Raw genomic sequence first — 14,258 nt, forward strand, 5'->3', positions numbered from 1 at the left:
AATTTTAAAAAAAATTTTACAAAAGATGAAATATATTGCAGGAAAAATAGTGATAATGTTCATAAAAAAATTTTTTATCTCTTTTTTAATTTTTTTTAGTATTTCTGTTTATGCACAAAATACCTGGACAGTACAGGATATTAAATTTCAAGGATTAAAAAATGTTTCAAAAAATGAAACATTAAAAAATGTTTTTTTTAGTATTGGAAGTAAAATCTCTCAATATGATATAAAAAATAGTATTAACGCTTTATTTAAAACTGGACGATTTGAAGACATTAAAGTGATTTATTCAGGCACAACTATTACCTTTGATCTTAAAGAGAGACCGATTATTTCTAAAGTTATTATATCTGGCAACAAGATTATTACGAATTCTATATTAGAAAAATATTTAGAAAAATTGAATATTAAAAAAGATGGTGTGCTAAATCCTTTTATAATGAAAAATTTTATTAAAACAATAGAAGATTTTTATCATGATATTGGAAGATACAAAGCACGTATTAAAATATTAAAAATTTTTTCAAAAGAAAATACTGTTGATTTAAAAATACTTATTGATGAAGGTGTTTTAACAAAAATTAATAGTATTAAAATAATAGGCAATAAAGATTTTTCCGAAGAAAAAATCATGTCATTATTTAAATTAAAAGATCACCACACTTGGTGGAATTTTTTAGATAAAAACACTTATTCTCCTCAAGAGTTTCAGAATGATTTAGATCGTCTTAGTAATTTTTATTTAAATCAGGGGTATTTTTATTTTAATATAGATGATAAAGAAGTAAAATTTCTTCAAGATAAAGATTATGTAGATATTAATCTTAATATATTTGAAGGTAAAAAATATAAAATTGATAATTTTTTTATAAATGGTAATTTATTTGAATATCAAAAAAGCATTAAAAATATAATTAATATTAATCATAATGAGTTATATAATAAAGAAAAAATTAATTTTATTTTAAAAAAAATTTCAATGTTTTTATCTGAACACGGATATATTAATGCTAAAATTTTAGTAGATCCAAAAATTAATCATAATAAGAAAATAATAACATTAAATTTTAATATAGATATTAAAAACCGTTATTTTGTAAAAAGAATTAATTTTAAAGGAAATTATTTTACTCAAGATAAGGTTTTACGTCGTGAAATTAAGCAAATAGAAGGCGAATACTTTAATTCTAAATTAATAGATTCTAGTAAAGATTCATTAGAAAAAACAAAATATTTTAGTGAGGTTCAAGTAATAAAAAATATACTATCTGATAATTCTAATCAAGTTGATGTTACTTATATAGTAAAAGAAAAACCTACTGGATCTATAAATTTTGGTTTAGGATACGGAATGGATAACGGAATAAGCTTTAATACTTCTTTTTCTCAAGAAAACATATTTGGTTCCGGAAATTCTTTAAAAGTTAGTGCTATTAAAAACAATAATCAAAAATATACTGATTTATCAATTAGCTATCCGTATTTAATGACTAATCATACAGATTTAAATACTAGATTTTTTTATAATGATTTTAAATATAATTTTAATAGTATTTCAAATTTAAAAAAAAATACTTATGGTTTCGAAAGTAATTTAGGATTTTTAATTAATGATAATAATCGAGTAAATTTTGGATTAGGATACAGTCATAATGGTATTTTTAATACAAAAAATCAAGTAATAGATTATAAAATAAAAGAGAAAACAAATTTTGATATAAATTTTGTAGAAGATAGTTTAGTTAATGATTTTACTTTAAATTATTCTTGGATTTATGACAGTTTAAAATATTTTTATTTTCCTTTTTCTGGAAATCAAACATATATAAGCGGAAAAAATACTATTCCTGGTTCTGATAATAGTTTTTATAAAATAGTACTAGATAGCGAGCAATATATTCCATTAGAAAAAACAAACAATTTTATATTTTTAAGTCACATTCATATGGGTATAGGAAATAGTTTTAAACAAGAACAATTACCTTTTTACGAAAATTTTTATGCTAATAGTGCAAATAATATTCGTGGATTTCGTACTAACACTATTGGTCCTAAAAAAAATTATTCTAACTCTGATTTAGAGAACTGTATTGGATATCAAAATAATAATTTATGTGAATCTATTGATTCTATTGGTGGAAATACTACTGCAATAGTAAATTTAGAGTTGATTACACCTATTCCATTTATTCAATATGAACAATATTCTCAATTTCTTCGATCTGCTTTTTTTATAGATGTTGGCAATATTTGGAATACGACATCAAATGATATATCGAGTTTAAATTCACTAAAATTTCTAAAAAATAATGCTTTAAATAATATTTATGCATCATTTGGTCTTTCATTACAATGGTTTTCTCCCATTGGTCCATTAGTTTTTTCTTATGCACTTCCTATTCAAAAAAATAAAAACCATCAATTAGAAGCATTTCAATTTAATTTTGGTAAAAATTGGTAATTATTAAACAGCTTTATAAAAAAATATTTTTTTCTGTGAAGAAAAACAATTAGTATATTTTTCTAGGTAAAAAAATATAACACTTATACGTGTAAAAATATTTAGAATAAGGTTAGAATTTTGAATGTTATGAATCAAACTTTAAATATTGAAGAAATTTTAAAAATTTTACCGCATCGCTATCCTTTTTTACTTGTTGATAAGATTATAAGTTTTAAAAATTTTAAATATTTGCGCGCAGTAAAAAATTGTACATTTAATGAACCATACTTCCAAGGTCATTTTATTAAAAAACCTATTTTTCCAGGTGTATTAATTATAGAAGCTATGGCACAAGCTTCTGGTATTTTAATATATAATAGTACAGGTGAACTGAATATCAATAAATTATATTATTTTGTAGGTGTAGATAATACTCGATTTAAAAAAAATGCCATTCCTGGTGATCAAATATTTATAGAGGTAATTTTTTTGAAACAATATAAAAATATTTTAAAATTTAAAAATATTGCTATGGTTGATGATAATATTATCTGTAAATCTACAATTATTTTTGCTAAGAAATATTTTGTGTAATTTAAACATATATTTATATAAATTTCGGGAAGTTTATGAATGAAGCAAAATTTTTTCACCTGAATGTGCATAGTGATTACTCTATTATTGATGGATTGTCTAAACCTGAAGATTTAGTTAAAAAAGCAGTATCTTTAGGGATGTCTGCTCTTGCAATAACAGATTACAACAATTTATATGGTGTAATTAAATTTTATAATACTGCTCATGAATTGGGTTTAAAACCAATTATTGGAGTTACAGTAAAGTTTTTTTCTAATCTACTTAATAATGAGTTAACAAAATTAACTTTGTTAGCTTCTAATGAAGAAGGGTATAAAAATTTAATCCTGTTAATTTCTAAAGCATATCAAAAGGGATATACTAATAATTATGATGTAACTATTGAAAAAAAATGGTTATTAGAAATAAATAAAGGATTAATTTTACTTTCGGGTGGTTGTCAAGGTGAACTTGGAAAAGTTTTACTTCGTGGTGAATTATCTTTAATATCTACTTGTTTATCTTTTTATCAGAAAAACTTTACCAATTCTTATTATTTAGAATTATTTCGCACAAATAGAAAAAATGAAGAGAAATATTTAAATTTAGCAGTAGATTTATCTTTTTCAAAAAATATTCCAGTTGTTGCTACCAATGATGTTTGTTTTTTAAATAAAGAAGATTTTAAAGTTCATAAAATTAGAATTGCTATTAACGAAGGTGAAATACTACAAGAATCAAAAATTCAAAATAATTATAGTAATCAACAGTTTTTAAAAAGTGAACAAGAAATGTGTCAACTTTTTCATGATATTCCAGAAGCTCTTGTTAATAGTGTAGAAATTGTAAAACGCTGTAATGTTTTTATATATTCTGGTAAATATTTTTTACCACAATTTCCTACTGGAAAAATAAGTGTTGAAAATTATTTAATAGTACAAGCATATAAAGGTATGGAAGAGCGTTTAAGTTTATATAATTTGAATAATAAAAAATATTCAATTGTTTATGATCAATATAAAAATCGTTTGGATATGGAACTTGATGTAATTAATAAAATGGGTTTTCCTGGATATTTTTTAATTGTTATGGAATTTATACAATGGGCAAAAGATAATGGTATACCAGTAGGTCCGGGACGTGGCTCTGGTGCAGGTTCTCTTGTAGCTTATGTATTAAATATTACAGAAGTAGATCCTTTATTTTTTAATCTTTTATTCGAACGTTTTTTGAATCCAGAACGTATTTCATTACCTGATTTTGACATTGATTTTTGTATGGAAAAACGGGATAAAGTAATTGATCATGTTGCAGATATATATGGAAGAAATGCAGTGGCGCAGATTATCACTTTTGGAACAATGACTGCTAAAGCTGTTATTAGAGATGTTGGGCGGGTTTTAGGTTACCCATATGGATTTATTAATAAATTATCTAAATTAGTACCTTTAGATCCTGGAATAACATTAAAACAAGCTTTTTCTAAAGAATCAGAATTATATTATCTTTATAATAACAATGAAGATGTGAAAATTTTGATTGATGTTGCTAAAAAACTAGAAGGCACAAATAGGAATGTAGGTAAACATGCAGGAGGTGTAGTTATTTCACCTACTAAAATTACTGATTTTTGCCCGCTATATTGTGATGAACATGGAGCTAATCCAGTTACTCAATTCGATAAAAACGATATAGAATATATAGGATTAGTTAAATTTGATTTTCTTGGTTTGCGTACATTAACTATTATTAATTATGCAGTAGAAATGATTAATTTACAATTACGATTGAATAAAGAAAAAAAAATCAATATTAATTCTATTCCTCTCGATGATAGTAAATGTTTTAATGTATTGAAAAAATCTGAAACTATTGCTATATTTCAATTAGAATCTTATGGTATGAAGGATCTAATTAAACGATTACAACCTGATTGTTTTGAAGATATCATTGCTTTAGTAGCACTTTTTAGACCGGGTCCCTTGCAATCTGGCATGGTTGATAATTTTATTAATAGAAAGCACGGACGTGAAAAAATTTCATATCCTGACCATAAGTGGCAGCATGTATTATTAAAACCGATATTAGAATCAACGTATGGTATTATTCTATATCAAGAACAGGTAATGCAAATAGCGCAAGTTTTAGCAGGTTATACTCTAGGGCATGCAGATATTTTAAGACGTGCAATGAGTAAAAAAAACTTAAAAGATATGGTAAAACAACGAGCTATATTTGAGATAGGAGCTTTAAAAAATGGTATTAATAGAAAATTAGCAATTAAAATTTTTGACTTGTTAGAAAAATTTGCAGGATATGGATTTAATAAATCTCATTCTGTAGCTTATGCTTTAGTTTCTTATCAAACGTTATGGTTAAAAACGCATTATCCTGCTGAATTTATGGCTGCGGCTATGACATCTGATATAGATAATACAGAAAAAATTGTTATTTTAGTTAATGAAACTCTTCGTATGGGAGTCAAAATAATACCTCCAAATATAAATTTTAGTAAATATGAATTTTATGTTGATGAAAAAAGAAATGTAGTTTATGGATTAGGAGCGATTAAAGGAATAGGAGAAAATTCAGTACAATATCTTGTGAAAGAACGAAAGAAAAATGGAATTTTTATAGATTTATTTGATCTTTGTATGCGTATTGATTCTAATAAGATAACACATAGAGTATTAGAAAAATTAATAATGTCTGGAAGTTGTGATTGTTTTAATAAACCTCGAAATTATTTGCTTAAATCAATTGATGATGCTATAAAAGCATCAAAAGAATCAGTTAAGATTAGATATTTTAAACAAGACAGTCTTTTCGGTTTATTTAAAGATGAATTACAACAAGTAAAAAAAAATAATTTTATTAATTTAACATATTCTGAAAAAAATGAATTAGACAATGAATATCAAGTATTAGGATTTTATTTAACAGGTCATCCTATTGATCAGTATGCAATAGAATTAAAACATTATGTTAACAACATTACTTTATCAAAATTAAAAAATATAGAAAAAAATGAAAAAATTTTAGTAGCAGGGGTTGTAGTTTCTATTAAAATAAAAATAACGAAAAATAAAAATCGTATAGCTATTTTAACATTAGATGATAATACTAGTCGTTTAGAAGTGATAATTTTTAAAGATTTATTGAAATTACATGAATCTTTATTAAAATTAAATAAAATATTAATAATAGAAGGAGTTTTAAATATTAGTTTTATTAATAAAAGCATTAAAATGACTGCTTCTAACATTATGAATTTAAATATGGCACGAAAAAAGTATATAAAAAAATTAATAATTATGTTAAAAGAGGAAAAAACAGATATTTTATTTTTAAAAAAACTATATAAGTGTTTAGAAAAACAACCTAAAGGTAATATTCCTATTTGTATTGCTTATTGTAAAAAAAATATTTGCTTAAATTTAAAATTAAATAATAAATGGTTTATCAGTATTACTGATAATTTTTTAAACGAATTAAAAAAAATAGTAGGATTAAAAAAAATACTACTAAAATAGTATTTGTACCATGATCTATTTTATTTAAAAACAATTAATTTTTAATTTAAAAATTAAATATATAATAACTATATTGTGTAATATAACTCGCAAAAATATTAGTTAGTATAAAAATACTGCGAGTTATTTTTTTATAGTTTTTTCAAAACATTTTTTATGTTATAAGTATAGTATTTAAAGAAGTTAAAATTTATTTATAAATTTTGTATTTTGATGTATTAATTTTTGTAACTATAAAATTAATTATTTCTTGAATGCTAATCAAAATAGTTTTTTTACTTTTCCGTTCTCGATATTCGACATTATTATTAATAATAGAACGTGTGCCAATTATAATTTGATGAGGAATACCAATTAAATCAATTTCGTTAAACATAATTCCCGGTTGTTCGTTTCGATCATCTAAGATAACATCTATTTCTTTTTTTTGTAGTTCTTGATATAAAAGATTTGCTATTTTTTGTACTTTATCGACATTATTCATATTTATAGGCATGATGACTACTTGAAAAGGTGCAATAGAAATTGGCCAAATAATACCATTTTTATCATGATTTTGTTCAATAACAGCTGCTACAATTCTAGTTATTCCTATACCATAACATCCCATGTGTAAATTTTTTTGACTTCCATTACTAACTGGAATGCATGTTTTCATTTTTTGAGAATATTTTTGACCTAGTTGAAATATATGTCCTAATTCGATACTTTTTTGAACGTTTAAATGTCCTTTTCCGTTAGGGTTTAAATCATGTTTTGTTACTTTTCGAATATCTTGAATAATTGGAAGAGGCAAATCTATTTTCCAATTTACGTTAATAAAAAATTTATTTTCAACGTTTGCACCAATAGAAAAATTTTCCATTGTATAAGTAGATATATCTGCAATAATAGGAATTTTTAATCCTAAAGGACCTAAAAATTTTTTTGTAACACCTATTAAAGAAAGTATTTCTGTATCATTAAGAAATACTAATGGTGTTTCAATAAAATCAATTTTTTGTGCTTTAAATATATTTAATTCATGATCTCCTCGTATTAATAATGCAGCTATTGGATGAATATAATTTTTTTTAGTCCGAACTAAAATAGTTTTAATTTGATTTTTTAAAGGAATATTTAATTGATTGGAAATCATAATAGATTTTTTAGTTACAATTTTTTTTATGGTATTCAGTGACAGATTTTTATTTTTTAAAAAATCTTTTGTTTCCATAGATTCGGCCATGTTCATGTTTGAAGCATATGATGAATCTTCAGAAAATACTATTTCGTCTTCTCCGTTATTAGATAAAGCTTGGAATTCGTGAGAAAGATTTCCTCCCATAGAACCTGAATCAGCTTTTACAATTCGAAAATTTAACTGTATTTTTTTGAATATATTTATATAACTATTGTAAAATTGATCATAAGTTTTTTCTAAGCATTGTTGGTTAATATGGAAAGAATAAGCGTCTTTCATAGTAAATTCACGTGTTCTAATAATCCCAAAACGCGGTCGAATTTCATCTCTAAATTTCGTTTGTATTTGATATAAAATTAATGGTAATTTTTTATATGAATGAATTTCAGTTTTAATAAAGCTAGTTACCAGTTCTTCGTTAGTTGGTCCTAAAATAAATTTATTTTTTCGACGGTCATAAAAATTGAATAATTCTTCTCCATATATTTTTACTCGCCCACTTTCTTGCCATAAAGATTCAGGTTGCATAATAGGCATTGATATTTCTAATGCGCCTATTTTTTTCATCTCTTCGTGAATAATATTTTGTATTTTTTTTAGTACTCTGATTCCAGTAGGAAGCCAAACATATAAACCTGAAGATATTTTTCTAATCATACCACTTCTTAGCATAAGTTGATGACTGATTATTTTTGCATCATAAGGTACTTCTTTTAAAGTTGATAATAGATATTGACTTGTACGCATATATTGATATCTCAAAAAATAAAAAATTTCTTTTTAAATGAAAAATATTACTACATTATATAATAAAATATTATATTAAATAATATATTTAAATATTCGATTTTAATATAACTACTATTAGTATAGTGATTTTTTTTATTGAGATTAAAAAATGTTTTAATATATATAATTATATTATTTTAAAAGAAATTAAATATAAAAATTTTAGTATTATTTTTTTAAATAGAAATTTTCTCTTGAAAATGTTAAAAAAATTAACTTGTTTTTTTTATAATAGAGAGGTTTAATAAATTTTTTATAGACAAATCGTGGTTAACAGTATTTAAAATGAATCATAATATGAATGAAGAAAAAACAGAAAATCCTACTGAATATCGTATTAAAAAGTTTCGTAAAAAAGGAAAAACAAGATATTCTCGTGAATTAAGTTCCTTATTAGTTCTGTTAGTTGGGTTTATAAGTTTATGGTGCTATAGAGATTCGATTGTTGTTCTTTTTAGTAAAATAATGTTTCATAGTTTTTCTTTTAATAAAAATGTTATAAATGATAATAATATTTTTTTAGAAATATTATTTTTTTTTAAAAATATATTATTTATTTTTTTTCCATTTTTAATATTTTTATTTACTATAATTATAGTTCCTGCAATTAGTTTAAGTGGTATAAAATTAAATTTTAAATCGTTAGAATTTAATTTAAAAAAATTAAATTTATTTAACGGGTTGAAAAGAATATTTTCTTTTCAAATAATAATAGAATTTTTTAAAATAGTATTAAAGTTATTGATTGTTAGTTGTATATCTTTTTTTTATTTATATGTTTCTTTTACTGAAATATTATTTTTAGTTCATGAATATTCTATATCTTCATTATTACATGGATGCCATATAATTGCTACGTGTTGTATTTTAGTTATATTAGGTTTGATTCCTATTGTTTTCTTTGATATTTTTTTTCAACAATTTAATTACTATAAAAAATTAAAAATGACTTATCAGGAAATAAAAGATGAATTAAGAGAAAAAGAAGGAAATCCAAGTATTAAAATAAGAATTCGTCAAGAAATGAAAGCAGCTATACGTAGAAGAATGATTTCAGATATCCCTAAAGCTGACGTAATTATAACTAATCCGATACATTATTCAATTGCTCTTAAATACGATGAGAAAAATATGAATGCACCTAAAGTTATAGCTAAAGGAATAGGTGAAATAGCTATTAAAATACAAAAATTAGCTTTAGAAAATAATATCTCTATTATTGCTGCGCCATCATTGGCTCGTGCATTATATCGTTATTCTGAAATAGGACAATATATTCCAGGAGCTCTTTATCAAGCGGTTGCAGAAGTTTTAGCATGGGTTTGGAAAGTACGTAAATGGAAAAAAGAAGGTGGTCTTTTTCCTGAAAAACCTAAAAATATACTGGTTCCGTCCGAATTTACTTTTACAGGAGAACATAAACAATAATGATTAATTTTTCTTATTTTTCTCGCATTTTGAAAATTTTTAAAACGACTCAATGGCAAATACTTGCAGGTCCAATACTTATTTTAATGATTTTATCGATGATGGTTTTGCCATTAGCTCCTTTTGTTTTAGATGTTTTTTTTACTTTTAATATTGCTTTATCAATAGTAATTTTACTTGTTTCTATGTTTACTCGTCATACTTTAGAATTTACTGCTTTTCCAACAATTTTGCTTTTTTCAACATTATTGCGTTTAGCATTAAATGTAGCTTCTACTCGTGTTATTTTTTTAAATGGTCATAGTGGAGCTAATGCAGCAGGACGAGTAATTGAATCTTTCGGTCATTTTTTAGTAGGTGGAAATTTTGCTATTGGAATAGTTGTATTTATCATTTTAGTTATTATTAATTTTATCGTTATTACAAAAGGAGCTAGCCGAATAGCAGAAGTAGGTGCAAGATTTATATTAGATGCTATGCCAGGAAAACAAATGGCAATTGATGCTGATTTAAATGCAGGTTTAATTGGAGAAGAACAAGCAAAAAAACGTCGTATAAAAATCACGCAAGAAGCTGATTTTTATGGTTCTATGGATGGTGCTAGTAAATTTGTACGAGGTGATGCAATTGCTGGAATTTTAATAATGATTCTTAATATATTTGGAGGTTTAATTATTGGTTTAATACAGCATCATATGCCTTTAAATAAAGCTGCAGAAGTTTATACATTATTGACTATTGGAGACGGTTTAGTTGCTCAAATTCCAGCTTTAGTTATTTCTACTGCAGCAGGTGTAATTGTGACGCGAGTCAGTACTAATCAAAATGTTGGTGAACAAATGATTAGTCAACTTTTCTATAATCCTCAAGTAATTTTATTAAGTGCTATAGTATTGGGTGTTCTTGGATTAGTTCCTGGTATGCCAAACATTATATTTTTGATTTTTACTATTTTATTATTTGTTCTTTCTTGGTGGTTATATGAAAAAAAACATGTTTTAGAAAATGATTTTTCTAAATCTGATAAAAAATATCAATTGATACAAGATTCTATTTCAGAAGCATCTTGGAATGATGTTACATTAGAAGATCCTATAAGAGTAGAAATAGGTTATAATTTAGCACCAATGATTGATGCAAATAAAAAAGATAATTTATTAGACAAAATTCGTATAGTTCGTAAAAAAATTACTCAAGAAATTGGATTTTTACCTCCATTAGTACGTATAAAAAACAATATTCATTTATTAGAAAATAATTATCGTATTTTAATTAAAGGTGTAGAAGTAGGTCAAGGAACATGTTTTTATGATAAATTTATGGCTATTCATTCAGGTAGAGAAACAGAACCTTTGCCTTTTGATAAAGTATATGAACCTACTTTTGGTCTATCAGGTTATTGGGTCGATAAAGAATTCAAAAATAAGGCTCAAGAAAAAGGTTATTCTGTTATAGAATCTAGCACGGTTATTTCTACACATTTAAATTTTTTAATTACTAATAATATTAATGAATTGTTCGGTCGTCAAGAAGCTCAAAAATTACTTGAACATGTTGCTATAGAAATGCCAAAATTAACCGAAGATTTAATTCCAAATATAATTAATTTAACAGTTTTACATAAAGTTCTTAAAAATTTATTATTAGAAAATGTTCCAATACGCGATATGAGAACTATTTTAGAAACATTATCAGAATATGCAGATTCTCAAAAAGATCCCAATGAATTAACGAGTATTGTTCGTATTGCATTGAGTAAGATTATTGTACAAAAATTATTTTATAAGAAAAATATTATCGAAGTAATAGGATTAGAATCTAATTTAGAAAAATTATTATTAAATGGTTTAAAAGGAGAAACGAATTCTATAGAACCAACGTTATGTGAAACTTTACTAATAAAAACAAAAGAAGCTATTACACAACAATTATCAATAAAAGCTCCTCTTGTATTATTAGTTAGTCATCCTCTTCGACATTTTTTATCTAAATTTTTACGACAGAGTTTTCCAGAATTAACTGTTTTATCTCAATTTGAGATTTCCGATATAAAAAAAATAAAAATGAGTAGTATAATTGGAAATTAATTTATTTATTTTTTTAAATGCAGGTTGGTGTGGTTGTAAGTAGTACATTTTTCAGTACTACATTATTTCCTCACCTTGCTGGTTTTTTCGTGTTAAAGAAATAAATAGTATAAATATTTTTTTTACATTTTTTTTACTATTTTAATACCTAACATATTAAGTCCTTTTTTCAATGTTTTTGCTGTTAAAATAGATAATTTAAGTCTACTTTTACAAATTTTTATTTTTTTAGCAAAAAGTATAGAACAATTTTCATAAAAACTAGAAAAATATGTTGCAAGTTGATAAAGATATTTGCACATAATATGAGGGGTTCCTTTTTTAGAAATCAACAGAACAATTTCTTCAAATTCTAATATTTTTATAGCTAGATGAATTTCACTTTCTTTTTGTAAAATGACTTTTTCTTTTAATTTTTTGATAGGGATGTTAGATTTTTCTATTATAGAAATAATTCTTGTATAAGCATATTGTATATAAGGAGCTGTATTACCTTCAAAACTAAGCATTTTATCCCAATCAAATATATAATTAGTATTTCTACTCTTAGATAAATCAGCATATTTTACTGCACTGATTCCTATAACTTCGGCTAAATGAATAAGTTTTTTTTTGTGTAGATATCGTTTTTTATTTTTAATTAAATGGATGGCTCGTTCTGTTGCTTCATTAAGAAGTTGAGAAAGTTTTATAGTATTTCCATCACGAGTTTTAAATGGACGTTTATTTTTTGATAACATCATGCCAAATACATGATGTTCTAATAATAAGTTTTCTGGTATATAGTTAGCTTTTTTAGCTATAGTCCATGCTTGTATCAGATGTTGATTTTGACGAGAATCAGTATAATATATAATACGATCGGCATGTAGTATTTGATATCTATATTTAAAACAAGCAATATCAGTAGTAGAATATAAAAATCCTTTGTCTTTTTTTTGAATAACAACTCCCATGGATTGTCCTAACCTATTTTTAAATTCTTTTAAAAAAACAATTATAGAACCATTTTTTTCAATTGCTATTTTTTTGTTTTTTAAGTCTTCAATTATGCTAGGAAGCATTTTGTTATAAAAACTTTCTCCTATAGTGTCATCTGGTCTCAATGTGACGTTAAGTCTTGTATATATTTTTTGATTTTCAACCATGGTAATAGAAACTAATTTTTTCCAAATTTTATGACAACGTTGATCTCCGTTTTGCAATTTGACTACATATTCTCTAGATTTTTTTGCAAATAATTGATCTGAATCATATTTTTTTTTTGCTTTACAGTAAAATTTTTCTATTTTTTCTAGTGAAAAATAATTGTCTTGTAATGCAGTTATTGATTTTTTATTTTCTAAATATGCAATTAACATACCAAATTGTGTTCCCCAGTCACCAATATGATTTGCTCTAATTACATTATGTCCTAAAAAATGCAATATTCTTGCCGTGACATCACCAATTATTGTTGATCTTAAATGTCCAATATGCATTTCTTTTGCAATGTTTGGAGAAGAGTAATCTATTACAATATTTTTTGGTTTGATGCGCTTTATACCAAGACGAGGTGAGGTAAAAATATTTTCTAATTCTGTGGATAACCAATCGTTTTTAATAAAAAAATTAATAAATCCTGGTTGAGAAAATGTTATCTTTTGATATATATATTTTTTTTTGATACCACCAATAATGATTTCAGACAATTTGCATGGTTCTAATTTTAATATACTAGCTATTTTTATCAGATTATTGAGTTGATAATGACCTAACTGTACTCTTTTATTTAATATGATAATAGGATTGTAGTTTTTTATAGGATTTATTTGTGATAGAATATTTTCTATGTCTTTTTTTATTATGTTTTTTAAATTCATTTTTAAAACCTTTTTAATAATATATCAAAATATTATATATTATGAATAATAACTTATAACTCTGTATTATATTTTTTTTGGTTGTTTAATAAATATTATTTTTTAAACTTGTGTATAAAATTTATAACTTATACTTTTATCAATAGTATAAAACTACTTAATAAAAATATTTTATAAAAAAGAGTTGACAAGAGAAACAAAAAAATGTAACCTTTATTTTAAAGTTTTAAATATAAAAATTGCTCTTTAAAAAAATATTAGATAATCTGTGTGGGCACAGACAATTAAGTACAAAAATTATTTTTTGTTATTTGATAATCTCTTAAAGAATTTATTTTCTTTAAGAAAAGCTTT

The 14,258-nt window shown here is 24.0% G+C and carries 7 protein-coding genes; 5 read left to right on the plus strand and 2 right to left on the minus strand.

Annotated elements, in window-relative coordinates; translation table 11 throughout:
• Nucleotides 1–55: 55 nt before the first annotated feature.
• The 3 genes from bamA (at nucleotide 56) to dnaE (ending at nucleotide 6,555) form a co-directional block, all read left to right on the plus strand.
• Entirely contained in the window at nucleotides 56–2,464 is a 2,409-nt protein-coding gene (gene bamA, locus AB4W64_RS01220) for an outer membrane protein assembly factor BamA (RefSeq protein ID WP_367678237.1), read from the plus strand.
• Between the two features lie 129 nt (nucleotides 2,465–2,593).
• Nucleotides 2,594–3,040 (plus strand): 3-hydroxyacyl-ACP dehydratase FabZ, encoded by a 447-nt coding sequence (gene fabZ / locus AB4W64_RS01225; protein WP_367678238.1) that lies wholly within the window; start codon nucleotides 2,594–2,596, stop codon nucleotides 3,038–3,040.
• Nucleotides 3,041–3,075: 35 nt separating this feature from the next.
• Nucleotides 3,076–6,555, plus strand: a complete 3,480-nt coding sequence (gene dnaE / locus AB4W64_RS01230) for a DNA polymerase III subunit alpha (RefSeq protein WP_367678239.1) — start codon at nucleotides 3,076–3,078, stop codon at nucleotides 6,553–6,555.
• Nucleotides 6,556–6,745: 190 nt separating this feature from the next.
• Here dnaE and AB4W64_RS01235 read toward each other — a convergent pair whose 3' ends face one another.
• Nucleotides 6,746–8,485: a proline--tRNA ligase gene (locus AB4W64_RS01235; RefSeq protein ID WP_367678240.1), complete on the minus strand. Its 1,740-nt coding sequence runs from the start codon at nucleotides 8,483–8,485 to the stop codon at nucleotides 6,746–6,748.
• Nucleotides 8,486–8,812: 327 nt separating this feature from the next.
• On the opposite strand from AB4W64_RS01235, the gene flhB reads away from it, so the two are divergent.
• Both flhB and flhA read left to right on the plus strand, forming a co-directional pair.
• The gene (gene flhB / locus AB4W64_RS01240) at nucleotides 8,813–9,955 is read left to right on the plus strand and encodes a flagellar biosynthesis protein FlhB (protein ID WP_367678241.1); all 1,143 of its coding nucleotides are present in this window, start codon (nucleotides 8,813–8,815) and stop codon (nucleotides 9,953–9,955) included.
• Nucleotides 9,955–12,042, plus strand: a complete 2,088-nt coding sequence (gene flhA, locus AB4W64_RS01245) for a flagellar biosynthesis protein FlhA (protein WP_367678242.1) — start codon at nucleotides 9,955–9,957, stop codon at nucleotides 12,040–12,042. The genes flhB and flhA overlap by 1 nt, the downstream gene beginning before the upstream one ends.
• Nucleotides 12,043–12,164: 122 nt before the next feature.
• Here the strand turns inward: flhA and argS are convergent, their stop codons facing one another.
• The gene (argS, locus tag AB4W64_RS01250) at nucleotides 12,165–13,904 is read right to left on the minus strand and encodes an arginine--tRNA ligase (RefSeq protein WP_367678243.1); all 1,740 of its coding nucleotides are present in this window, start codon (nucleotides 13,902–13,904) and stop codon (nucleotides 12,165–12,167) included.
• Nucleotides 13,905–14,258: the final 354 nt, after the last annotated feature.

Origin of the sequence: Buchnera aphidicola (Brachycaudus tragopogonis) (assembly GCF_964059175.1) — a bacterium.
Taxonomy (GTDB): domain Bacteria; phylum Pseudomonadota; class Gammaproteobacteria; order Enterobacterales; family Enterobacteriaceae; genus Buchnera; species Buchnera aphidicola_BM.